A 25,872-nucleotide genomic window follows, 5' to 3' on the forward strand; every position below is an offset into this window, starting at 1 on the left:
AACATGCATATCCGATTAAGAGAGGGGGGCGGTATACTGGATCTGAAACCCGACGCCTCATTAAATATAACGATGAATAATCCGATGTTGACAGAACAGGGGTCTATGTCACTTCCATTGTCTTTGCCAAACACTGCGGACAATAAAAGATATCTGGGAGCAATAAATCTGCAATCGGCCTATAAATATCAGCGGAATAGGGATATAACACTAGAGGCCGGTATATTCCAGAAACCGGCATTGTTACGCATGGCTTCCGGAAGCAAAGATATGGAGGCGACCATTTACCTGGAAGAATCTCCTATGTATGCCCGTATGAAAGAAATGGATATGGATCAGGCATTCGATATCACGGTTCCCGCCTCGTCTTTTTATGTCCCCGGCACGTTCGGTAGCGACCTGGATATGATGATCAAATATATGGAACTGGTGATGGTAGGAAATCTTCAACATCCCCACTTTTGCCTGTTTCCCGTAGCTACGGATTACTATACTCAAACAGTAACCATATCAGGAGAAAACAGGGAATTTACTTTTCATCAGTTGCTGAATGAACAAATGTCGTCTACTTCCAGTGCGGGCATTACCGACACCGATATGAATAATGTAGAATATTATATGCTTGCCGGACGCAATGCGCGTCAATATCGCGAAGGCGACAGGCTTATTAATGTACCCGTAGGATATGGCATAACCCCATTTCTAAAGCAGTCATATGTACTGCGTCGTATATTTGCGTTTTTCGGCTACGACCTGGAAGAATCTATTTTCGATACGGATCCGGAAATGCAAAAGATAGCTGTGTTGAATAATACCGCCGATGCTATATGTGCATCGCAGCTCAGATATTCCCATTTGGTGCCATCTGTAAAAATCAGCGATTATTTGCAGTCTGTGCGTGATGACTATGGATGTGAGTTTTTTATATCTCCTGATCATAAATCTGTGATAGTAAGATTCTGGAACGATATACTGGACAATAAGGATTATAAATTGTTGGATTCGAAGTTAGACGGAATACCTATAGTTAATCTATCCGATTCAAAATTAATAAAACTTACCGCTAGCCGCTCGATAGAGTTTTCTGATATCAACTTTGATACTCTGAATAAGTTCCAATCCGGACTGGAGGTTTTATATGAAATAGCCAGCTTTTCACAGGCGGCTATGGATGGATATTATTTTGTCCGCAGTTACGGACAGATATGGGAACGACGCTCAAACGGATCAAATGTGACATGGAAATATCATTCGCAATATTTGTTTGACTTTTATATAGATAAACCCGATTCCGTAGATGATGATTATGACAGTCGCGATAGTAAACGGGATATAATCCCGTACATCACAGCATATCCCCGTTATACAGGAGCTGCTTCAGCCGGTAATTTTGGACTTCAGTTGCAAATGCCTTTTATTGGCAAGCGCAGACATTTGAATACATCTGTAAAAACCAGCAATAAGGACGCCAGTGGCAATGATATATATCTGGATAATAGTAGTGATACTAATAAATGTCCTATAATGACGGCTTTTTATCGTGGCCGAAATACCAACACTACTATAAGCGATAATCCATTGAAGGTGTACGGGAACATATTTAGATTCAATTCTTCAGGTATTGTCTTTTCCGGAGGGTTCAATTTAGTTTTCGGAGGTCTTAACGGACTGTATTCTAAATTCTGGGCAAAGTATGCGGCAGTAATACGCGATTCATTCAATGTAGTGAAATTGCCTTTGCATTTTGATCTGACCGATATACAGAACTTCCGCTTCGATAACATTTATATGATAGAGAACCAGCCTTTGTTACCGGAAAAGCTATCGTTTTCTATCGATAGGAATAATAAAGTCACAGTCAGTGAAGCCCAGTTCCGTACCATTAAGTTGTATCTATAGCTATTTTCCTGTGTTTTTTTTGTCCTTTCTCCCCATACTATAAGCATGTAGTTTTGAAACAAAAACAACATGAATTTCTTAATGAAGCTATTGTCCAGTTATGACTATAAAACTCTCAAAGAGTTATTTGAGTCTATGTTTCCCAGTTGGAAGTATCACCTCCAAAACCTGTCATTGTTAGTGTCCGGTGTGTCGGGTCTGCTTAGTTATTTATTTGGTTTTGGCCCTGTATTGGGAATAGCTATGTTTCTGGCTGTGCTGACGGAAATAATAACAGGATTGAAAGCTTCGGGTAAGCAGGGGCAAAACTTCCAAAGCTTCCGTTTTTCCCGATGCGTTTTCAAGTTGGCATTATGGGCGATACTGTTTTTCGTTATCCATCAGTTCGAAAACGAATATGCGGGCCGTACCCATGTATTCGATATGATTGCTTTCCTGTTCTTTAAACTCGTCTTCCTTGGTGCTATGTCTATGTTTCTGGTGGAGCATCTGACTTCTATACTGGAAAATAAAGCAATAATAGACGAAAAGCCCAAAACCTATTTTATTGAATTTATACAGGATACATGGAAAGGTATGCTTAACACATTAAAAGACCGGATAAAATGAAAAATTTACTTGTTATACTGGATCCTGCCCATGGTGAAGAAATATCCGGAAAGCGTTCTCCCGATGGACGCCATCGTGAATATAAGTGGAGCCGTGAACGCCTGAGAGTAATAGAGCACTTATTGCAGGTTCATGGCTATACCGTTGTGTGGACAAATACGACGGATCGGGAAATAGGCTTGACGAAACGTCAAAATATCGGTACGCAGCTTGCTAAACAACATCCCGGACTTGTGCCGTTATTTATATCGCTTCATAACGACGCATCAGGCGTTACCCCTGAATGGAGACAGGCAAACGGTGTTAGCGTATGGACATCTAAAGGCCGGACCACTTCCGACATATTCGCCGATTTCTTCATACAGCGAATATCTGAATGGATGTCAACTGTAAACCGCCGGATATATTCCCCGGCATATCTGGACCGTGATTTTGAGAGTGACTTCACCGTGCTGATGGGCGATTACCCCGCTCTCTTGATAGAGTGCGGATTTCAGGATAACAAAGAAGATGTCGCCCGGTTGGAAGATCCGCGGTTCTGCAAACAGGTTGAAGACTGGATCGTAGATTCAATCGAGGATTGCAATAATTATGTCAGTCGAAAAGTGAAGAAATGAAGTATGGACTATACATATTACTTCTTGCTGTTTTTGTTGCTTGTCGCAGCAACAGGACTATGGATCGTACAACTGAAAGTAAATCGGTTGCAGAGGAAACAAATACAGTCTCTCAGAATGACAGTACAAGAACTACAACAGAGCAACGCGACTCTACGTCGACAGTCACTAACGTATCCCTGTATGCAAAAACAACCTTCTTCGGAGATTCAGGAAGAATATCAGCAGTACGTGAAGAATGGTGGAACGCAGAGTCTTCTGGGGTGGCTGTACGATCGGGACGAACATCTGAGGTACATGTGACGGACCGTAAGGAGGCATCGCATAAAAAGATGAAACAAAATACGTTCGATACCATAAAGGAAGCTGTGAAGACGGATTCCCGGATGATACAGGGTGTGGAGTGGCTTTATGTGATATCAGGCATTGCTGTATTTCTCGCATTAGCTTTCTTTTTATTTAAAAAATTCAGAAAATGAGTGTCGTAGTAAGTTGTGAAGATATTGCCGGAATAGAAGCCCTGGAGGCAATCTATAATTCTATTTATGCAGGAGAAAGTAATCCTCCTGTCCCGTTCTATAAATTTATAATAGATAATACCGCCGAAAGGTCTGCTTTTTTAGAGCAGTATTGCGATTATAGTTATGTGAAGGCTGGGTCTACTGTTGTTCTGAAAATAAAGCCAAAAATTCAATAATGGTTACAGCTGTCACATATCCGAATGAGAACTGCTTTATAGGCAATCCGATGCTTGTAGGCATAACCGCCAATAGTGCCGACGAAGTTACGCTGACTCTCAAAATCAACGGACAACCGGATGTAACGCTTTCTCTTTTTCCGTATTCACAGTCCGGTGTTTATAAAGGGGCGTTTTATTTGTCAGGTCTGTTAGAGGCTGCATTTAAAGATATTTATATTCCTCAAGGCTCGATCATATCCGATATAGAAGACTTTACAGTGTCTTATACGGTGGAAGTCGGCGGATATTCGGGTGCATCGTTTACCGGAACTGCTTTCTGGGGTGGTGTTGACAATACTAACTATTCCCGGCTAAAACGCTGGGGATGGGATATGTTTATATACAGGCTGAAAAATTACACCCGGCAGTTTTTGTTTACAACCAGGACAAACTCGGTTCATCTCAGGTTGAGAGAAACCGAATTGTATCCTTTTATTTTTATCCATCCGGGTACACCTGTATCTTTCGTGACTTCTAATGGGCGTGTAATTATTCCTGAGGTGTTCCCTGAAGGTACAGTTTGTGTTATGGATATCTACGAACTAAGAGCCACATTCAAGAGCCTGTATAGTGAATTGCCGTCTTTTTTTGCAGTTCAGGTAGATGGAGAGACAGTATTTGATATCACATTGCTTCCCGGTAGTTTTTCAGAAGAAGTTTATACGCTCAGGTTCAAAAATTCGCTTGGCGGCTATGAAGATATAGAAGTGACCGGAAAAGCCCTGCGCACATATGAGATGTCGGAGGAAAATACGTGGCAATCACAAAATCAGGATAATTATTTTGAGGAACACCGAGACAGGGTTGTATCTAAAGAGGGGCTTACTGTTCATACAGGCTATAAATCACAGGATGAACATGCTTTCATCCTCGATATGGTAAAAAGCAATGAAATATATCTGATATATAAGAAAGATGTAAGTCAAATGCTATATAGATGCCATGTATCGGTTGAAAATTACGAGTATCTACAAGTAATAAGAGAGCCTAATTCCATTCAGTTAAAAATAAGGTTTGTAACGGAAGAAAAATTTGTTTCTCCGGAAATAGATTTGACTTTGAGTACTGGCCTCTATGAAAATATAACGAGACCGGGTGCTCCTCAATGGAGAGGTGACGGTTTTATACATGGTGGTGATAATATGTTGTACGGACAATAAAAATAAAAGATTATGCTATTAACAAATGAATTTGAAAGTTCTATGGAACTTGAGCCAATATATTCAACAACCGATCCGGATGGTAACCCGGCTACAGTGGGAGAAGAGGCTGCCAGAATACTGAGGGATAATTTTACAAAGGTTGAAAAAGGTATTAACTCTATAACTGACGAATCTCTTTTGAAAACAACAGTGTTAGATATAACAACCCTTAATCTGTATACCCGTATCTTATCATCCTGCATCAGATCAATTACTCTAGAAGGTTTCGACACATCTAAGGTTTGGAAGATACTGGCTTTCGGCTATCACTACACTGAAAATAACTTTGTTTTTGTTGTGTGTGATTCCGCTAATGAATCCGATATGGTTAGTATCTCATCAAATAATTATACAGCTACCGACGATGTGTTGATAGGCACGGACGGAGTACGTAACGTATATGTCAGATTAGATGCACTTAACTTAACAAGTTATATAGCTGAACATGGATCACTCCAAATAGCCAACATAACCATTGAAAACGGAAAACTGAAAAGGAGCTGCTTAATAGAGAATGCTGAAAAAGAGAATGCAACGCAAAGGCAGGTATATGCAGGTAATATACAGTTAAAAATACCATCAACTGATAATGCATGGCTGTCAATAGCAACCAAGGGATGGGCTTTCGGGTATCTACCTGATAAAACAATGGGAATTTCATCAATAGATATGTACCTTTCTATTATCAGCGCAACTCAAAGAATAGTACTGAATGTATATACACGTCCCATAAGCGATGCAGCAGCTACCCATTATCCTAGTTTTGGAAACGACAAACTACTGTTTACAAAGAGTTATAATTTTTTAGAAACAACCGGAGCATGGTTAAGTTTCCCTTTCGATACCATTAACGCAAGCCCTGATTATATATATCTATTTGCAGTTACAGCTATTAACGCTGACGGGACATTCGGGCAAATAGGATCAGGCAGGGACGTAAAAACTGCATATGCCGGAAGACCTGTATATGAACATGGTTGGTACTATCAGACATCAGGTACAGTCAGTACCATTGCATCGAGTGCTAATCAATTTATTTCACGTGCTGTTGCAAGATTAGGCGATGTTAAACTGCTTTCTAACAGGATAGACAGTGTACAGGTAAAATCAAATGTTATAACTAATTCAACTAATTTATATGACTCTACAAAACTAGGCTTTCAATCAGCTGACTATGGATTGCATAATTGGCAGCTTGTAGATGGCGTGTTAAGTAACACAGGTGTAGGATTTACGACGGCTTATGTCGAGTTCAACAAAATATATGCACTGAATAAACGTACAGCAGCTTATCGAATCACATACAAGGATAATGCTGTAATATATGTTGGTTCCCGCTTCCTGTATGGTAATGGAACGATATTTAAAATAACACAGACACAACTATCCATCGGGCTTAAGCATATATCAGGCGGTTACACGAATTATAATACAATCAATATGCCTGCGGGGTTCTCGCTGGTAAATGGCAGACAGTATATTATTTATCAAATAAAGGATAATGATATTAACCGCCTGATAATACGCGATGCCCTTACCGGCCGATCGGCTGAAATATCAGCTAATGTCTACGATTATGCATGGAGAGAAACTGGGAGACAGCACGGATTATATACGCTATCAGTAGAATCTGGCAATATAGACTTATTGTCGTTACAAGTGTTGTCTAACGTGTCAAACCCTCTGATAATGATATATGGAGATTCGATTACGGATGCTCAATACCCAGCTTTACTGAATGTCTATAACGGCTATGCGCAACGTATTATTTCAATGTTAGGAGACAAAGGTTTGACTTCCGGTATCGGAGGCACAACAATAGATGCTATATTCGACAGGATAGAAAACGAAGTGCCATTCCTGAAGCCTAAATATATAATGGTTACAATTGGAACAAATCAAGGAAATACAGCCGAAAAGTTAAGGCAATTGGTTGATTATATTATAGCACAGGGTGCAATACCTATTTTAAATAATATACCGTGCAATAATTTTGCTGTAAATCAAACCACACATAACCCATTGTTAGCACAGATAAGAAATGAATACAAGATAAAAGGATGTTTGTTTGATATACCTACATCCCTTAATTATGACGGCTTAGATGTAAACCCTGATAAGTTTGTGATTGATGATCCTGATTGGCGTGTACATCCTAATCCTATCGGTATGGAAGAAATGGCGGACAGGGTATTTGTAGATGTGCCGGAATTATTGATAAAATAATTAATTTACATTGCTGTCATTTAAAATATTCCTTCATGTTTCTTTATTGTCTGATTTGCTTCCAATATTTCTTTAGGAGTGTATTTGTTCGTAATCTCTATACTTGAATGTCTGGCCTGGTCTCTTACGGCCAGAACATTCACCCTGTCTCTCAACATACTTGTAATACCCGTGTCTTTTAGTGAATAAAACTGATAGCTTACAGGGAACTTTAGTTTCTTCCTAACCTGTAATGCCCAATAGTCTGTAAACTGCTTCTCATATTTCCTTTCGGCTCCCGGTTTGAATCTATCAGAGAACAAATAAAATTTGCCGGGATAATCAAAAATTTTCAATTCGATCATCAGGTGTATTATTTTCTCCGGTAATGTAACGATCTCACCTTTCCTGTTTTTAGAATGGTCTCCTGTTATATATAGTGTTTGCCTGGATACAGATATATCTGATATCCTGATAAAACTCATTTCTTTTCGCCGGACAAAGCCATAGTGCATAATATAACAAGCCAAAAGAAAATGTTTGTTGGTTTCATATAAATAATTATATAAACGGATAATATCTTTTTCGTCTATGGTTTTCCTTATCTTCTTGGCTCTGCTTTTGTTTATTGAAGTTATTCCTTCCGAAGGTTTTACTTTGCAATACTGGTGATTAACCAGAAACTGACTGAAATTACTGGCAAAAACCAGATAGTTATTGCGTGTTACTACAGACCGTTTCAAGTCTTCATATACATAATCGAGGAAGTCCGTTATTAGATTTCTGTCGAATTGGTATATATAAGTAATAGGGGATGACCTTTGTTTATTCCAGTTCTCAATATTACGTAACTGGGAACAATATGATCTGTGTGTATCTTCCCTAAGTACTCCATCATTCAATAATTTTTGTATATACCTTCTGTAATGGGTACAGGCATCTTCGAAAGTAGTGTATGATTTACCATTTTCAGATTCTATCCATGGATTCCATCCTTTTTCAAGTTTTTCGATCAGACGTTTTATGAGTCCGTCTGCATATTTCCGTCTTTGTACGATTTTTTCTACATGGTTTATGCGAATCCGTTTCCTGCACATGCTATCCTTAGCCGGATTGTAAGCATAGAATACTACATACCAGTCTTTACCTGTTACTAACTTCGGATATGTAAATTGCTTGATTTTCCGTAGCGGATCCTTTGTATTTGAATCTTGCAATGATGTCATTTTTTTTGAGTTTTTAAAATGGTTCGACATTTTATTGACTCTGACGCGCTACTGCCCATGTGTGGAGGGTATAAAATAAAGAAAAGCCTTTATTATAAAGGCTTTCCGCTTATTCTAGTTGCGGAGACCGGATTCGAACCGATGACCTCCAGGTTATGAGCCTGGCGAGCTACCACTGCTCCACCCCGCGATATTGTGAGTGCAAAAGTATGCATTTTATTATAACACTCCAAATAAAAATGGCATTAATAAATAAAAAACTTTTGCGATTAATGCTACTATCTGATTAGGAATAGATTAGCGATAGACATTTTTCACCAACTATAATATAAACCAAATCCGACTCTCTGATAGTAGGAGAAATATCCCCATTTTGTATCTTTTCTGTCGTATGGAATATTATCGTCATATTTTACATACAGGTAAAGGGAAGTACTGAAATAACTGTTAAGCTTGAAATTTAAGGAGTTTTCAAACTCGACATAGACCCTCTCATAATTTGTAAAATATTTCAGACGGGAAGTGAAATTCGTATATCTGTTGCGACTATAGCTAACATTCAGGTTGTATGTAGAACCGTATTCAGTTTTAGCTTTATCTCCCTCATCTATGCCAAACCATGTCTCGTTAACCTTATCACTCCTCACATATTTGTAGTTAAGAGACAATACCGAGATATCCGCGGTTATATTAAATTTCCTGTATTTGTCAGCTTTAGAAACTATTTCTTTGGCATATCTCATACCGACCCCGAGATTTAGTTCAAACGGGGAAAGAAAGGCTCTCTGTCTTACTTTATTCGCATCATTTACATTATATCTGTTAAACAATGGCGTCTTCATTTCCAGATTCGAAGAATAAGACCAGTTCTTAAATGCGTTTACACCAAAAGAGCTATATGTCCTGAATAAGTCGTCCAGTATATTTACTTTATTGACTGTATCTGCCTTCATTTGCTGCATACTAAGCCTCCATTCCAGCAGATTGTTGAAATATATCTTATCTTTCTTATAATTCAAATTCACTTTATGCTCACTATATATATTAAAGTTGTTTTCCCCCGACCAGTTGTCGGAAAAGCTATTCTGACTTAAGTCTAATTTGTGAGAACCATTTTTGAGCCAATATACAGGCTTAATTCTTATCTTTTCTATCTCAGGAGTACTCAATTCCACAGGATTGTCGGCAGTTATCAACTCTTTCCATGGATTCCTTTGTTCTACGACCTTTTCTTTTATAACCGAAGCGCCCTCAAATGTCATGGCATTTAATCTTATCTGTTGCGGGTTATTCATATAATACCTCCGTCTCATGGCCCCTATCTCTTCTGAGCGTTTGAGCATGGGAGCAAATGTACTATCCGGTGATATCAGATAAAATGGTTCCGGCTGAGTAGAGACTGTATCTTTCGGAATAAAATCTAAGCGTGGAGGAAGTATCTTACCATCAAATACAACAGGAAGAAAAGCCGGTTCGAAAATAACCGTATCCCTGAATGATATATAATTATCGAAAGGGGTCCAATCCGGTTCTGCTATCAATAAACCATTTTTGTCCCGAAGCGGTTGTAAATTGGCTTCATGAATTTGATTAATATATGCAGTATCTATCTTCAGGGGAGCTGAAAATCCTTTGGTTGTATCTTTGCTTGAAATTTCTTTCAGCCTGGTATCAATATCTGTTATTTTATTTAACAGGCTGTCTTTATTGATTTTCGTATTATTCGTATGTTGGGCACTTACCGATACGAACACAATAAAAAATATAATAAAACTGAAAAAGAACTTGAATACTCTCATTTCATTTATCTTTTTTCTATAAAAGGACATTCGACTGCTTTCCGGAGTTTCAGATCCATTTGTTATTGTCCCATATAAATAATTATTATTCATAGAAATAGGGTAACAAATACATCCGTCTATTTACTAAGTTGCAAATTTAGTAATTTAATCTTAATTTTCATTTTAATTTATATTAAATGAGTTGTCCCTATTCAGATCGTATAGATAAACAAAAAATGTAATAATAATGCGAAATATATCGATTTGCATGTCGTTTGAATATTTTGATGTAAATTTGTAAAATATTAGAGAAACAATCGGATATGAATACATTTGGCAATATTTTCAGACTTACATCATATGGTGAATCACATGGTGCAGCTATTGGCGGAGTTATAGACGGATGTCCTGCGGGAATCGAAGTAGATATGAATTTTATCCAAAATGAACTGAATCGCCGGCGTCCCGGACAATCAAAAATAACTACACCTCGCAAAGAATCCGACGAAGTAGAATTTTTATCAGGAATATACGATAGCAAGACGACGGGAACTCCAATTGGTTTTATTATCCGTAACAACAACCAGCATTCATCCGATTATGACAATCTGAAAGATATTTACCGCCCGTCCCATGCCGATTACACCTATACCCAAAAGTATGGCATCCGTGACCACCGCGGCGGGGGACGTTCATCTGCCCGCGAAACTATTGCCCGCTGTGTAGGTGGAGCATTGGCCAAGCTGGCTTTGAAACAACTTGATATTGAAATTACGGCTTATACGTCACAGGTAGGGCATATCAAACTTGAAAAAGCATATAATGAATATGACTTTTCACAAATAGAATCTACACCGGTACGTTGCCCCGACACGGGAAAGGCTGCAGAAATGATTTCTCTGATAGAAGAAGTAAAATCGAAAGGAGATACAATTGGTGGTGTTATAACCTGTGTTGTTACAGGAACCCCTGTAGGCTTGGGTGAACCGGTCTTCGGAAAATTGCATGCAGCATTAGGTAGTGCCATGCTTGGAATCAATGCTGTAAAAGGATTTGAATACGGCGACGGTTTCGATGTCAACCATCGTGGCTCCGAAGTCAATGATGTATTCTATAACGACAATGGACAGATAAAAACGCATACAAACCACTCAGGTGGCATACAGGGTGGGATATCCAACGGGCAGGATATTTATTTCCGTGTGGCGTTCAAACCCGTAGCGACTATATTGATGCATCAGGAAACTATAACCAAAGAGGGTAAGCATACAGACCTTAAAGCGCGCGGGCGCCACGATGCCTGTGTTCTTCCCCGGGCTGTGCCTATTGTAGAGGCTATGGCTGCGATGACTATTCTGGATTATTATTTGTTGAGTCAGGTAAATAAGTCCTTTTTATAAGGAATAAAAAGCAATCGAAATATCGGTTGCTTTTTTATTTTATACCAGCCGGTTTGAGACTTCGATAGCCATATGACGGCAGCTATACCCCTCTCTTACAACACACTCTGTATCACCTTCCTCATCTTCTCTATCGCATTGTCCCATCTGAAACGTTGGACATACTCATTACCATTTTTAGCCATCGCTATACGATACTCATTATTCCTTATCAGGTAGATAATCCGGTCGGCCATCTGCTTCACATTCCTCACTTCTACGAGTAACGCAGTCTTAGCGTCGAAGGCATATTCCTGATGGCCTTCTATATCAGTGCACACCAGCGCGCACCCACAAAACATGGACTCGACAGATACCAGTCCAAAGCCTTCCGTAAAACTATTGGAAATAAAAATAGCATTGCGATTATAAAGGTCGCAAAGATCACCTGGTTCGCGAAAATACTGTATCCATTCCGGCAGGCCATCCGGGCAAGGTGAAATGCCAAACAATTCGACTTGTAGTTCGGGTATTACTTCTTTCACGAGCATCAATGCTTCGAGTCCGTATTTCGATCCTTTGATTTCCTGTATAGAATAGGTCATGGCTACAGATGCCGGATTTCGTCCCTCGATCTTGTCTTTTACAAAGTATCTCGTGTTATCTATCCCGTTTTCAATAAGTTCTATTCTGTTTTTAGTGTACTTACTTACAATATTTTTCAGATACGATGCAACCACCACATTTACGGTATCGTTTAGGTTATAAGACGCAAACAGCAAGTCTTCGTGCCCTTCCCAGTTCTCAAATCCCTGTATCAGATTTATCTTCTTGCCTTTGTTAACGTTCAGACTACCCATCTCCAGGACAGTGGACCACCACGTAGCTATTACAATATCGGCATCTGGTATATACTTATCTTCTACCCGAGGAACATATGACATAGTAATGGATGATTCAAAGTCGAACCATATATCCCTTTTGAATCCTTCTATTTTGGATAGTATACAACGGATGGAGTAAGGTAGGCGATACTTCATATACCGGGTTCTTATCGGATATATGAGATGTATTTTAAATCCCCGTTTTGCCAGGCGGTTAGCATATTCATACATCACTCTGAATCCTCCGGCCGGACGTCGCGGCTTGAATGGCAGGATGAATGTTATTTCCACAGGTTCACCTTTTATAGCAATGATTTTTCCATCTGAAGTTATCGCCAGAGTGCCATGCCTTATATCTTCCCGTATTTCTTTTATCTTTTCAATATATGCTTTCCGGTTTTCTAAATCCTGTACGGTTTCCGGTTGCCCCATATTTCCGTAGGAAGGAATAATAGGCTCTCTCCAAACGTCATTTTCGGTCAGGTCGGATAGTCTATGTTTATATTTACGCATATAAAGATGTTTTTTTGTAATGACAAATATACGGAAAAACTCTTACAGCGAATGACATGGCAATCAGGCTCTGAAATCTTTACCCTCATATCAATCCGAACAGAGTAAAATGATAAGTCCAAAAACTGGAACTAATTTGAAAGCCTTACTAATACAAAGGATAAAGTTTACCCTTGATATCATGTTTCATTTACGATTATATCCGAAAGTCTCTGATAGAGGAACTCAAAAACTTTCGGATATAATACAATAATATATAAAAGTTGTGTTTTATTGATCCTTAACACATCTTACAGATGCACCCATCGATCTGGAAGCCGTTGTTGCAGATACAACAGGCCCTTCAAATGGTGAATAGTTAATTACTTCTGCTCTGGCTGAAGATTCTCCGGTTTTTGGTGTTGCAGTCCAATAATATCCTGTTGGGTTAGATACTTCTATGGAATAGGTGAAAAGCCCGCCTGCAACAGCACCTGTCTGGCTACCGACACTCCCTGGTTTATAGAATTGTCTGGCTATACGTTCGAAACCATATGGATAAAAACCCAGCTCCGTTCTGCTGGAAGAAGGATAAGCATTGAGCATAAGCCCGATTCCATATCCACCTCCTGTTCCGGCTTTAGTAACATTTGGGGCAGGGTTCCATCCGACCGATTCGAACTTGACCCAAGGCGATTTACTTGCACTGCTATATGCCGGGACGCGCCATCCCGCAGGACAAGGATCGAACATTGATTTTTTACCGGATTCAGCCCATAAGGAGTTGTCTCCTCCGGCTCCCGTATCGTCCGATGTAAACCAGTCGAATGGAGGAAATGAAGATTTATATTCTCCATAGTAGTAAGTCGTCGGATCCTGTATCGAATTTTTCAGGTTGGATGTTGTATTTGCTGCAACTTCCACATGTCCTATTCCACTTCCCGAAACTCCTGAGAAATCAAATTCGTTCTGCTCTGTCAACACATTATTGTTTATATCATACAACTCACGTATATCAGGATCATTGTAAAATGATGCGGAAGCGGTGAAAGGATCTTTTCTTCCCCACTGATATAGCAATCCCATGGCATCTTCGAAATAAGGTTCGGAAGGGGCTGCGCCCGAATCCATTTTTACGGCTCCCAGATTACGATCCATAAAAATATAGGTAGCCTCACCATTATCATGTGTATAAGATGTAGCATCAGGATCAAAACCCGTTACCCATATATGCCAAGACCAATATATCGGATCTGTGGCGTCTCCGTTAGGGCCTATATGAATACCAACCAAAGCATTGCCTTCCGTGCTTCCGGCTTTAGTCGTAACTTTAAATTTAGAAAAGCCACCTTTGTCCCCAGTCGACAGTTCTACCTTTTCTATAAGGTCTTTTTTATCCTGCCAAATCAGATCCACAAAAACTTTTGCTTTGTCATCGAAAGTACCCAAATCGGAGCGTTGTTCCCACACCAGATAGGGTTTACCTACAGGTATTTCTTCAGACACACCACCATTAGGAGGAACAATGTAACAATTCGGAGAATTTATCAATTCAGGATCAAGCGGATTATAGCATGGTTCAGGTAGCCTTACCCATTGAATACCATCCCATACATGCAGGCCCGGACACAACCCTACTTCCAGAGAATCCGTAATATTGTAAACCAATAAACCGATATGCGCTTCTTTATCGCCAGGCTGGAGATCCTCTGTTTTAATACATGGGTCCATTTTATCCAGACCAATCAGATATACGCGTGCATTAAGGAGCCCTTTGGTTGAATTTGAATTAATATTATCGTTTTGCTTCAAATCGAGCAAAGCCCCATCTAAAGGTGTCAGATTTGAGCCAACAGTGACTTGTGCATCAACTCGCACCGAAATAATTATTACCAATAGCAACAGGTACAAAAATCTGTGTGTTTGTAGTTTCATGTCAGAATTTATTAACGTTTTTATTATGAATTTGTCTTATGTCTTTTTATCTTAATGTCTGTTCAATATAGTATAACAATATGTTAAGTCTGGTATGGCGATATTGTAAATTCCATGATTAAGTATTCAATGCATAATTCTATTAAATAGCGAATTAAATAATTAAGAAGATAAAGTGGAGACGAATTCCTCAGATGTGTAAATACTTTTATTTATTATTACCTGCATATTGTAACTAACCCACTAGCTGTTACTGCTTCCTAAAAAACAGACAGTAGCAAATCACATGTGATAGCTTTTTGTTGGCTTCATTTATTTGCCGCCAAAATCAAATCATTTGAATTTGAGTCTTTTGTCTTTATTAAATCTTCGACAGTAAAAATAATTTATCATAATTTATAAAAAGGAGATATTTGGGTGTATTTACTTATTACATAAGCAATATATGTTTTTTTTCAACTACCCATACCCCACAATGACACACAACCCATACATACATGTCTATTTCTGATCCATAGATATCACAACGCAAGTCACCTGGTCAAAATATGAACTTTCCAAACGTTCAACGTTGTCAAAAAGGCACACAGGTTAATTAACCAGAATAATTAACGGGGGAAAGCATAAAGAGGTCATGGTATCTAATGGTTCCCAACAAAGAATATTTCCTCTCGGCATACAAAATACCTTTTTATATAGTCAGGTTATTCAGATAGCTTTTTATAGCGGGGACCAAAAGGAAAATATCCGGCTTTCTTGCGAAGTTTGTATTTGCGATACAGGTTCAACGGCTTCTTCTTTATCTTACCTTTATAATTAGCGATAAAGTCGTCGACGGAGTCAAGAATACGGGCCGACGATTTACCATCACGAAAAGGATGTACTTCTTCCATAAATAGCCTTATATTTTCCATCAACTCAGTCGGGCGTTTCAATGCTTTTTCCAAAGCTTCTTCAAGAAGAGCAGGGCTGTCTATGTTTATAAGATGATTAGCCGGAAAAGTATTTTTGTATGTTACAGCTGGTTTATTGAACCATAGATACTCATAAATGACTGATGAGGTATCACTTAACATTACATCCGATTGCCGGAACAGATCTGCTTTATCATCTGTTTCACAAAAAACAGCATTGTCATATCGTTGAGCCAGAGCTCTGTAACGGTCAACAGTTTCTTTATCCATCTTTGGATGAAAAGAAAACAACCATATCCAGTCTTGCTTATTCAGGAGTTCTTCTATCTTATCGTGGAGGACCGATGCTGATTCCATATTTTTAGTAAAAGTCGGAGCAAATACAATACTCGGTCTGGTATTTGAGATTTTGCTTTCAGGAGTGGGAAGCCACCCGTCAAACTTACTCCATCCGGTTTCATATACTTTAAAGAATCCGTATTTTTGTTCCAATTCTTTAAAGCGGGGTGTGAACATCGGACTGGTGGTACAATAAATATCGAAGAATCCTCTGATTTTGTAATGGTCTCCATAGTCACCCCGTTTGTAGTATAGTCCATGGAATACTTCAACTTTCAATCCGGGGAAAAAATCATAAACACGTACTCCGGGTACGAATACTGCGATGGGGTTGTATTCCATAACTTCTTTAATTGTATTCAATTGTTTCTCATTATCACGCAGGCATACGGGAGCAGAATCTTCAATATACCATGCTACGTCGTCACCTCTTCTCCATATTTCGTTTTGTAAAGGACGAAGGATAGTATATGAATACGATAAGGAAACAAAAAACAAATACTTTTTCATGAATACAGGCTTCAATTTATCATTCCGAGCACAAAAGTATAAAAAAGATGGGGCAGAATAACCTTAATGTGAAATTAACTGATCGCTTTTAGTTCCGATTATCGCATAAGTAACTTAAAACTTATCTCTTATTGTAACTTTATAGACCTTACTTTTTCACATTTTTCCCTGTCGCTTTTCATATCTATCATGCCCTCTGTAATTTCTTCAAAGAACCATAAGCTAACAGCTGTCTTACTACATAGATAAACTTTTACAAAAAAATAAAACCTTATTCGTCGGCCTTGTTATTCCTATTCAATCACAATATCAAACTGGCTGAGTAATCCGGCCAGTCCGTCTTTCGAAAAACGGGCTTTTTTTATCTGGTTTTGACTAAGATCTATTATATAGTTGAACGCAGAGGCGAAATTTACCTCTTGTATATTAGAGTTGTAGAAAATAGCTTCGTTCAGGTCGCAGTTGATGAATTTGGATTGTTTGAGATCAGCTCCTGCGAAGTCCACACCTTTTAGCGATGAATCTTTGAAATGTGTCTTGACCATCTTCCGTCTCTCGAACGAACTATAATCCAGTATGCATTTATCAAAGTCAACCTGAAATATAAAGGCGTGACAGTGGTTAAATTTCACTCCCAGCATTTTACAGTTGCTGAACTCTGTATTATTCAACGTGGTTTGTGATAAATCGGTCATGGAGAAATTACAGTCGGTAAAGATACAATCAGTAAAACTGCAACCTGTAACCCTGGCATTGGAGAAATCGCATTTAGAGAATGTACACTGGTCGAATGTTTCTTTACTTATCCCATTGGTATAGGATATGCTCTCCAATAGCTTATCTTCATGTATAACTGTCATTCTCTTATTACTTTTACTTCTCCCGATTTACCAAGCTTAATGATGCTCGACGCTTTTGATTTGGAGATATCGTCTTGTCGGTATTGGACAATATAATCCACTCCGTTTTTGATTTCATCACTTATCTCACTGAAATTTGCCGGGGATAGTTCCCCGCTAATATTGGCGGAAGTGGAAACAAGTGCCTTGCGGAAACGTTTACAAAGTTCCTGTGAAAAGCCTTCCTTTGTAATGCGGATAGCAAGGCTGCCGTCTTCCGCTATCAGATTGGGTGCCACATTCCGGGCATTATCATATATTATGGTAAGAGGCTTATCTGCCAGTTCTATCAGATCCCACGCGATTTCAGGTACCCCGTCGATATAGAAGTCCAGTTTCACCGGATTGTCTATCAATGTGATAAGCGCTTTACTATCTATGCGCTTCTTCAATTCATATACCTTCCTTACAGCATTTTCATTAGTCGCGTCACAGCCGATACCCCAGATAGTATCAGTTGGGTAAAGGATTAGGCCTCCTGCCACCAATACATCGAAAGCCTTTTTTATATCTTCGTTCATTATAATCGTTTAAACTACTTGTTGTTAATTAATTGAGATAATTGTACATCTTCAAACTTATTGCCTCTTTGTATCCATTCTTTTAGTATGCCGACTTCTTTGTATCCGGCTTTTGCGAAAAGTCCGATACTGTTTATATTGCTGACAGATATGTATGCATACAACTGATGAAGGTATAGAAAATTGAAGGCGTAATCGGCCATCAGACTTAGAGCTTGCGAAGCATAACCTTTCTTGCGATATGTTTCGTCTATCAGTATTCCAATGCCTGCCCGACGGTTATGCGCATCTATCTCATACAGGTCGATTGTACCTATGGTGACTTTTTCATCCGTAAGGTCTATCATCAGACGCAATTGCCTGCTCTGGAAAATATCCATTTCCAATGCATCATTTATATACTGCCGCAATATCAGCTTTGAATACGGGGCAAGCGTATTACCGTGAACCCACAGTGCAGTGGAATTTTCCCAGCCATAGAGTTGGTCTAAATCCTCCGGTTCCACGGCCCTTAACGATATATGCGTATTCTTTAGCAACATGATTTTTCTTAGTTACGGGTAAACTAGTTATAATTTATGAATTAAGAATCGCCTGCGCCATTCTTTATTATTCATCCTTAATTATTTCAGTATCTGTTGTTCTCAAACATTTCCCCCAAACGGATAAAGAAATTCTTCTTTCTGCGCCGTATACGTTGGTTTTCGCCTGACGACATCATTATCCTTTCAAACGAAGTTTCACCTCTTTCCATTGCTTTTATTGCATGGTAGATAACACCCCAGTCGGGTAAACCTCCCAAATTTCGGTCGTCGATAAACATATCGGCATTCAACTTGCGCGAGGCAGAATAAACATCTTCATCGGGATGGTTCTTGTTGGCTGCATAGAATTTCAGCCCTTTCTTTTCGCAATAGTTCACTGCCTCATGAAGTAAGTCGCCGTCGCGTACTGTCCACATAAGGAGAATGTGCCCGTCTTTCTGTAGCTGGAGTAATGTCTCGATAGCAAAAGGTATTGCCTTGCCTATTTTAGGGTATTGGTGTTCTACGATTGTTCCGTCAAAATCTACTGCGATTACCATATGTTTGATTGGTTACAAATTTTAAATTGCATTGTTGTTAAGAATGATACAAATATAAGAATAAATTACGGTTGCGAGTTACAAGATAATTCTTCACATCTCACTTTCATTCTTCACTTTCACATCCTGTACGATTCATTGAATAGCGTCCGGTTCAGTATCGAACGTCCGAGAGTGACTTCATCGGCGTATTCTATTTCATCTCCAATGGAAATTCCCCTGGCTATCATAGATACCTTTATATTGTAAGGCGCCAGCTTTTTATAGATGTAGAAGTTAGTGGTATCACCCTCCATTGTTGTGCTCAAGGCAAGAATGATTTCGTTGATATTTCCCTGCGACACACGTTTCACGAGGCTTTCTATCTCAAGGTCGGCAGGACCTATCCCGTCTATCGGGGAAATAATGCCGCCAAGTACATGATATTGTCCTCTGAACTGCATGGTGTTTTCTATAGCCATTACCTCCTTTATGTTTTCCACCACACAGATTGTTGCGGCGTCCCGTGACTTATCCTGGCAAATAGGACAAACCTCGGCATCACTTATATTGTGGCATACCTTGCAGTATTTTACTTCATGCTTCAAGGCTACCAGCGATTGGGCAAAACCGTCTACCATCGCATCATCCTGCCTTAGCAGATGAAGGATTAGGCGTAAGGCCGTTTTACGACCTATGCCGGGCAGGCGGGCAAATTCATTTACTGCATTCTCCAGCAGCACGGAAGGATATTTTTGATTCATAAATATTACTCAAAATAGAAGTTCAAAGATAGAAATATTTTGAGAGTTTTCGTTCATCATACATAATAGCATAAAAAAAGAACTCGTTGCCGGATGCTTAATAAGCAGCATTCCAAAACTGTTTATTAATGTTAATCAGTAGTTGAAGCGATTATTGTAGAATAAAATTGTTCTATTATTTTCAACTACGCGCAATCAAAGATTGCTTGTGTTCCTTTTGCCCAAAGCCGCAAAAGGAACCAAAAACGCTTTGACGCCCACTTTATAGGCCGACCCATAACGGACTCAAAGACTAAACGAAAAAACTCGCTCCGAATATTGTCTGATACGAATCGACCGATAAGCTCAGACACGTTTTCGTTTTTTAGTCTTTTTCGCCCTATGGGTACCCCGTCCATAAAGCATATGGCGTCCGCTGACGCACGACAAGGCTGGCGCATATTTGATCTAAGGGCTTTGCCTTCACTATGGCGTTAGCCTCTGCGCATTAGTTCCGCAGGCGGGGCACCCACACGGTGCAGCCGGCGTAGAAAGGGATTGGGCGATAGCCCGTTTGTCACTTTCAGCCGGCAAATCGGTTGTGGGTCGCCGAGGAACGGAGCGCTAGCCTTTTGCTTACTTTTGGGCAATGCCAAAAGTGAGGACAAGCCCAGGAGGGTGCGGCAGGTTTGAACCGAAAGATAAAAGTTTTTACAAAGAACACTTACTAGGATTAGAAAAATCCAACGTTAAAATTCAACTGCTGATTCGCTTTATTAAATTAACGAATAATTTTCCCTATACATCGTCAAATTAACTTATAATTGCAATATATTGTTAAAACTTGACAAACTTGACACTTTTCAGTTAACAGTAAACAGTCATCAGTTAACAACTCGTATCTTGTTTACTCGTATCTCAAAAAAAGTTACAAAAGTTACACGGAAAGTAATTAAGAATGAATAATTAATAATTACTTTTTGCCCTCTCTGTAGCCCCTTGGGGCAGGGCTGTTAAGTTCTGATTTCTTATATACTCTTTGTCATGTTGAACGAAGTGAAACATCTCTTAAATCGAATGAGATCCTTCGTTCCACTCAGGATGACAGCAGAGAATAACAGAACAAAGTGAAGAACTTAACAGCCCTGCCCCAAGGGGAGCTTGGAGGGGCCAATCAATACATCAAAGAGCTAAAGGCTATTCACTAATACATAGATAAACTTTTTTAAAAAGAGTAAATTTCGTGCGTTTGCCCTAATAATCACATTATAATCTATACATCACCTGTTAAAAATCGGTATATTTGCAAGAAATAAAAATCATATAAAAGCATGAAGGACATTTTTGGATTGTTGATTATTAGCCTGTTCTTTACAACAGCTAACGCGCAACGTTTAGACCTCAGGGATATCAATTCCGGGAAATATTACGCCCGTGGCGTACAGCCTGTAACATCGTCAGTTGACGGAGAATCATATTTTCAGGCCGACAGAGACAATAAAATGATTATCAAATATTCGTATAAAACAGGCTTGCCTACCGATACGATTTTTAATGTAAAGAAAGCACGCGATTGTACATTCGACTCATTCCAGGGCTTTCTGATAAGTCCCGACGAAAAACGATTGGTCGTATACAATGATTCCGAATCTATATACCGCCACTCTTTCAAAGCAAATTATTATTACTATGATGTGCGCCGCAACCTGGTGCGTAAACTAACCGAAAACAAAGGGAAGCAGTCTGTACCTGTATTCTCCCGCGACGGGCGTATGCTTGCTTATGTGATAGACAATAATATATGGCTGGCTAAATTCGATTATGATACAGAATCGCAGGTAACCAAAGACGGTGAAATAAATAAGATTATCAACGGAGGTACCGATTGGGTATACGAAGAAGAATTCGGAACGACCAGACTGATGGATTTTTCAGCCGACGGAAGCTTATTGGCATTTGTCCGTTTCGACGAAACCGCAGTACCGCAATATTCGATGCAGATGTATAACAATCAGTTGTATCCATCGCTGTTTACATTCAAATACCCGAAAGCAGGCGAACAAAACTCGAGAGTAACATGTAATGTGTTCGATATAGATGCCAAGACTATCCGCAAAATGAATATTCCTGAAAGTACGGAGTACATCCCGCGTATAGAATTTCTTCCCACAGGTGACGAACTGGCTATTATGACACTAAACCGTGATCAGAATAAATTTGAGATGTTCTTCACTAACGCCCGTTCTGCCGTTCCCCGCTCAGTATTGAACGAGGTGAATAGCCGCTATGTGGATTCCCAATCGCTGAATACAATCCGGTTCTTTGGAAATCAGTTTACATATGTGAGCGAGAGAAGCGGCTATGCGCATATCTACCTGTACGACAATACAGGTGTAATGCAGAAACAACTGACTTCGGGCAATTACGATGTAACCGGCCTGCTTGCAGTAGACCCTGTTACAAAAACGGTATTCTACGAGGCTGCAGAAGAAAGTCCCTTGCAACGCGCCATTTATAAAGTAGATATGGTGAAAGGCATCAAAACAAAGCTATCGGCTAAACAAGGCACAAATGAAGCGGCATTCAGTCAAAACGGTAAATATTATATCAACAGCTACTCCAACGCCTCTACCCCAAAGATAACCACAGTGCACGACGCTACAGGCAAAGAACTGCGGGTACTGGAGGATAATGCCGCACTAAGTAAAACACTGGCATCGATGACTCTTCCCAAGAAAGAGTTTATTACCGTAAAATCGGCTGATGGCAGGGATCTGAATGCATATATAATGAAGCCTGCCGACTTTAATCCGTCTCATAAATACCCGCTCGTTATGGTACAATACAGTGGACCGGACTCTCAGCAGGTACAGGATCGTTACGGTATGGACTGGACAGATTACCTGACTACTCAGGGCTTTATTGTGGCTTGTGTAGACGGACGCGGCACAGGAGCCAGAGGTGAAGAATTCCGCAAATGTACCTATATGAATCTGGGTATCTATGAATCGGACGACCAGGTAGCTGCCGCTAAATACTTTGCCACACTTCCATATATCGACGGCAGCAAAATGGCAATCTGGGGATGGAGCTACGGAGGATATAATGTACTGATGAGCATGAGCCGCGGTAACGGCACATTTAAAGCCGGAGTGGCAATTGCACCCGTAACCGACTGGCGCTTCTATGATTCGGTTTATACTGAACGTTTTATGCGTACACCTCAGCAAAACAATGCCGGATATGAAGCCGGTTCGCCTGTCAATTTTGCAAATAAGCTGGAAGGAAATCTGCTATTGATACACGGCTCGGCAGATGATAATGTACATTTCCAGAATACAATGGACTATGCGGCAGCTCTGGTTAAAGCAAACAAGCAATTCGATATGTTTGTATTCACAGACAAAGACCATTCGATACGGGGTGCGGCTAACCGTACTTATCTGTATGAGAAAGTAATTAAGTTTTTAAAAACAAATATGTAAAAATAACTTTTTAAGAAAGTATAAAGGCAGGAGTTTAATAAGACTCCTGCTTTTTTGTTTACTCATAACAGATTAGTTAAGACCGAACATTTTATATACCAACAAAATTATTTTAATTCCTGATTAATATAAAACATATTCTTAGCTACATGCCGTACCATAATTTACATGTCTTAATATGGGAAAATGAATAATCAGGGACTACTGTCTTACCGAATATCAATTTCTGATAAAAAACACGCTTATAATAACATATCGCGAACTTTTCATTATCTTTGTGCTTCGAAAAAGAGGTGAAGTATATGACTAAAAATAAGCAACAGCTGCTGGATGAACGTTATATGAGAATGGCAGCTATCTGGGCTGAAAATTCATACTGTGTACGCAGGAAAGTAGGAGCATTAATTGTAAAGGATAAAATGATTATATCGGATGGATATAATGGCACTCCGGCCGGTTTTGAAAATATCTGCGAAGATGAGAACAATGAGACCAAGCCGTACGTTCTACATGCCGAAGCCAATGCCATAACAAAAGTAGCATGCTCTCACAATAGTAGTATGGGTGCGACAATGTATGTAACGACATCTCCTTGTATCGAATGCGCTAAATTGATTATCCAGGCAGGTATTAAACGGGTTGTTTACAACCAGAAATACCGGCGCAGCGACGGCGCGGCATTATTGGAACGTGCCGGAATTGAAGTTGTTCTTATCGAAATGGACGAAACTGAAAATAATAATAGAGTCAAAGAATAAATGAAAAGTAAAAGGATATATATTTGGCTGCCCTTGTGCATCGCATTGAGTATCGCTGTAGGGATTCTCATTGGTAATTTATTTTCTGTGTTTACCCCTGTACGGAAAATATTCGGAGGTAGCAATAAACTGGAGACTATATTTGAATATGTAAATAAGTCGTACGTAGACACTGTCAACGTAAATGAATTGGTGGAAGATGCTATTCCTACGATTTTGGCCGGACTAGACCCCCACTCTGTATACATTTCGGCAGAAAATATGGCATATAGCGGCGATGAACTGGAAGGTCACTTCAGCGGAGTCGGAGTAGAATTTCTTATCAAGAACGATACGGTGAATATCGTGAACGTTATACCAGGAGGACCATCTGAGGCAGTAGGTATCATTCCCGGCGACAGGCTGGTATATGTAAACGATAGCCTTTTTGTAGGGAAAGGACTTAGTGAAGAGAAGGTTTTCAAGACACTACGGGGTAAGAAAGATACCAAAGTTAAGATAAAAATAAAAAGGGATACAAGCCCCGACCTGATCGAATTTGAGGTTACCCGTGCCGATGTACCTGTAAAAACAGTTCCGGTATCATATATGATAGATGATAAGATAGGATATATCAAAGTTACGAAATTCGGCAGTACAACTTATAATGAATTCATTACGGCTATTGCAAAACTGAAAAGCCTGGGATGTGAATCATTTATCGTAGACCTCCAACAGAATACGGGTGGTTATATGGGTGCGGCAATAATGATGACAAATGAATTCCTTGCAAACGGAAATATGATTGTCTATACCGAAGGCCGTGCTTATCCCCGCGAAAATGTATTCGCCGATGGTTCGGGCACATGTAAAGACAACCAGCTGATCGTGCTTATTGACGAAGGAAGTGCTTCAGCCAGTGAGATCTTTGCAGGAGCCATGCAGGATAATGACAGAGGACTGATTGTCGGCCGCCGTTCGTTTGGAAAAGGTCTTGTACAAAACCGCTTTATGTTCAAAGACGGGTCGGCTTTACAATTGACTATCGCCCGTTATCATACTCCTTCGGGAAGATGTATCCAAAAAGCATATAAAAAAGGTGACCGCACCGATTACGATATGGATATACTAAACAGGTATAACAGAGGGGAATTCTCGAACAGGGACAGTATAAAACTGGACAACCTCCCATTGTTCCATACTTTAGCGGGACGTCCCGTATACGGTGATGACGGTATATTGGCCGATGTATTCGTACCTCGCGATACGGTAGGAATCAACTCTTATTACCTGAAAGTAGCTAACAGTGGTATGATGCGTGAATACTCTTTTGTCTATTCGGCCAAGAACAGGGATAAACTGAAAGGGTATAAGACATGGCAGGAGGCTCATAAATACCTGGCTGCTCAACCGATCGTAGATTATCTGGTAGAGTATGCATACAACAAAGGAATACGCCGCCAGCCATACCTGATCGAAGAATCCAGAAAACTGTTACAAGCACAAATGGAGGCAATCATCCTGCGGAACATCTTCGGAGAAGACGCATATTATCCGGTAGCACAGAAAGACGATCTGATAATGAAAGAGGCGGTTAAACTACTCAAAGCTAATAAGGCAACTCCCGAAGCAATAAAGAGCGAACAATATAAATAGAATAAAAAGAGAAGCATGAGATATTAACTCATGCTTT

General features: G+C 39.7%; 22 protein-coding genes and 1 tRNA gene. 11 read left to right on the plus strand and 12 right to left on the minus strand.

Annotation, left to right across the window (positions count from 1 at the left end; all coding sequences use genetic code 11):
• The first annotated feature begins 3 nt into the window (after window positions 1–3).
• The 7 genes from B3317_RS08270 to B3317_RS08300 all read left to right on the plus strand — a co-directional run bounded on the left by B3317_RS08270 (window position 4) and on the right by B3317_RS08300 (window position 7,292).
• Window positions 4–1,899 carry a hypothetical protein gene (locus B3317_RS08270; protein ID WP_291110506.1) on the plus strand — a complete coding sequence of 632 codons (1,896 nt, stop codon included), beginning with the start codon at window positions 4–6 and terminating at the stop codon, window positions 1,897–1,899.
• A 69-nt stretch (window positions 1,900–1,968) separates the two neighbouring features.
• Window positions 1,969–2,508 (plus strand): phage holin family protein, encoded by a 540-nt coding sequence (locus tag B3317_RS08275; protein WP_291110508.1) that lies wholly within the window; start codon window positions 1,969–1,971, stop codon window positions 2,506–2,508.
• Window positions 2,505–3,125, plus strand: coding sequence for an N-acetylmuramoyl-L-alanine amidase (locus B3317_RS08280; protein WP_291110510.1), 621 nt, complete (start codon window positions 2,505–2,507; stop codon window positions 3,123–3,125). The genes B3317_RS08275 and B3317_RS08280 overlap by 4 nt, the downstream gene beginning before the upstream one ends.
• Window positions 3,122–3,604 (plus strand): hypothetical protein, encoded by a 483-nt coding sequence (locus tag B3317_RS08285; protein WP_291110511.1) that lies wholly within the window; start codon window positions 3,122–3,124, stop codon window positions 3,602–3,604. The genes B3317_RS08280 and B3317_RS08285 overlap by 4 nt, the downstream gene beginning before the upstream one ends.
• Complete coding sequence (locus B3317_RS08290; RefSeq protein WP_291110513.1) at window positions 3,601–3,822, plus strand: hypothetical protein; 222 nt, start codon at window positions 3,601–3,603, stop codon at window positions 3,820–3,822. The genes B3317_RS08285 and B3317_RS08290 overlap by 4 nt, the downstream gene beginning before the upstream one ends.
• Window positions 3,822–5,024, plus strand: a complete 1,203-nt coding sequence (locus B3317_RS08295) for a hypothetical protein (protein WP_291110516.1) — start codon at window positions 3,822–3,824, stop codon at window positions 5,022–5,024. Before B3317_RS08290 ends, B3317_RS08295 begins: the two co-directional genes overlap by 1 nt.
• A 12-nt stretch (window positions 5,025–5,036) precedes the next feature.
• Complete coding sequence (locus tag B3317_RS08300; protein WP_291110518.1) at window positions 5,037–7,292, plus strand: SGNH/GDSL hydrolase family protein; 2,256 nt, start codon at window positions 5,037–5,039, stop codon at window positions 7,290–7,292.
• A 20-nt stretch (window positions 7,293–7,312) separates the two neighbouring features.
• On the opposite strand, the gene B3317_RS08305 is transcribed toward B3317_RS08300, so the two are convergent.
• The 3 genes from B3317_RS08305 to B3317_RS08315 form a co-directional block, all read right to left on the minus strand.
• Entirely contained in the window at window positions 7,313–8,497 is a 1,185-nt protein-coding gene (locus B3317_RS08305; protein WP_291110520.1) for a tyrosine-type recombinase/integrase, read from the minus strand.
• Between the two features lie 118 nt (window positions 8,498–8,615).
• A tRNA-Met gene (locus B3317_RS08310) sits at window positions 8,616–8,687 on the minus strand.
• Between the two features lie 124 nt (window positions 8,688–8,811).
• Complete coding sequence (locus B3317_RS08315) at window positions 8,812–10,296, minus strand: DUF3078 domain-containing protein (protein ID WP_291110523.1); 1,485 nt, start codon at window positions 10,294–10,296, stop codon at window positions 8,812–8,814.
• Between the two features lie 305 nt (window positions 10,297–10,601).
• Here B3317_RS08315 and aroC point away from each other — a divergent pair, with 305 nt between their 5' ends.
• Complete coding sequence (gene aroC, locus B3317_RS08320; protein ID WP_291110525.1) at window positions 10,602–11,678, plus strand: chorismate synthase; 1,077 nt, start codon at window positions 10,602–10,604, stop codon at window positions 11,676–11,678.
• Between the two features lie 95 nt (window positions 11,679–11,773).
• On the opposite strand, the gene B3317_RS08325 is transcribed toward aroC, so the two are convergent.
• From B3317_RS08325 to B3317_RS08365, 9 genes are all read right to left on the minus strand, one after another.
• The gene (locus tag B3317_RS08325; RefSeq protein ID WP_291110527.1) at window positions 11,774–13,054 is read right to left on the minus strand and encodes a glycosyltransferase family 4 protein; all 1,281 of its coding nucleotides are present in this window, start codon (window positions 13,052–13,054) and stop codon (window positions 11,774–11,776) included.
• Window positions 13,055–13,324: 270 nt separating this feature from the next.
• Entirely contained in the window at window positions 13,325–14,968 is a 1,644-nt protein-coding gene (locus tag B3317_RS08330; RefSeq protein WP_291110529.1) for a hypothetical protein, read from the minus strand.
• A gap of 704 nt (window positions 14,969–15,672) precedes the next feature.
• Complete coding sequence (locus B3317_RS08335; RefSeq protein ID WP_291110531.1) at window positions 15,673–16,731, minus strand: CDP-glycerol glycerophosphotransferase family protein; 1,059 nt, start codon at window positions 16,729–16,731, stop codon at window positions 15,673–15,675.
• Between the two features lie 293 nt (window positions 16,732–17,024).
• Window positions 17,025–17,591, minus strand: coding sequence for a pentapeptide repeat-containing protein (locus B3317_RS08340; RefSeq protein WP_291110533.1), 567 nt, complete (start codon window positions 17,589–17,591; stop codon window positions 17,025–17,027).
• Entirely contained in the window at window positions 17,588–18,151 is a 564-nt protein-coding gene (locus B3317_RS08345; RefSeq protein WP_291110535.1) for an L-threonylcarbamoyladenylate synthase, read from the minus strand. Before B3317_RS08345 ends, B3317_RS08340 begins: the two co-directional genes overlap by 4 nt.
• Before the next feature lie 14 nt (window positions 18,152–18,165).
• The gene (locus B3317_RS08350; RefSeq protein ID WP_291110537.1) at window positions 18,166–18,693 is read right to left on the minus strand and encodes a GNAT family N-acetyltransferase; all 528 of its coding nucleotides are present in this window, start codon (window positions 18,691–18,693) and stop codon (window positions 18,166–18,168) included.
• An 86-nt stretch (window positions 18,694–18,779) separates the two neighbouring features.
• On the minus strand, window positions 18,780–19,235 hold the full coding sequence (locus B3317_RS08355; RefSeq protein WP_291110539.1) for a BT0820 family HAD-type phosphatase: 456 nt from the start codon (window positions 19,233–19,235) through the stop codon (window positions 18,780–18,782).
• A gap of 119 nt (window positions 19,236–19,354) precedes the next feature.
• Window positions 19,355–19,978: a recombination mediator RecR gene (gene recR / locus B3317_RS08360; RefSeq protein WP_291110541.1), complete on the minus strand. Its 624-nt coding sequence runs from the start codon at window positions 19,976–19,978 to the stop codon at window positions 19,355–19,357.
• 473 nt (window positions 19,979–20,451) lie between these two features.
• Window positions 20,452–20,625 carry a hypothetical protein gene (locus B3317_RS08365; protein WP_291110543.1) on the minus strand — a complete coding sequence of 58 codons (174 nt, stop codon included), beginning with the start codon at window positions 20,623–20,625 and terminating at the stop codon, window positions 20,452–20,454.
• 663 nt (window positions 20,626–21,288) lie between these two features.
• Here B3317_RS08365 and B3317_RS08370 point away from each other — a divergent pair.
• The 3 genes from B3317_RS08370 (at window position 21,289) to B3317_RS08380 (ending at window position 25,835) form a co-directional block, all read left to right on the plus strand.
• A complete protein-coding gene (locus B3317_RS08370) occupies window positions 21,289–23,442 on the plus strand; it encodes a S9 family peptidase (protein WP_291110545.1) in 2,154 nt (717 codons plus the stop codon).
• A 302-nt stretch (window positions 23,443–23,744) separates the two neighbouring features.
• Window positions 23,745–24,200: a deoxycytidylate deaminase gene (locus B3317_RS08375; protein WP_291110547.1), complete on the plus strand. Its 456-nt coding sequence runs from the start codon at window positions 23,745–23,747 to the stop codon at window positions 24,198–24,200.
• Window positions 24,201–25,835, plus strand: coding sequence for a S41 family peptidase (locus tag B3317_RS08380; protein ID WP_291110549.1), 1,635 nt, complete (start codon window positions 24,201–24,203; stop codon window positions 25,833–25,835).
• Window positions 25,836–25,872 lie beyond the last annotated feature (37 nt).

The organism is Dysgonomonas sp. UBA7710 (genome assembly GCF_002482385.1).
Taxonomy (GTDB): Bacteria; Bacteroidota; Bacteroidia; order Bacteroidales; family Dysgonomonadaceae; genus Dysgonomonas.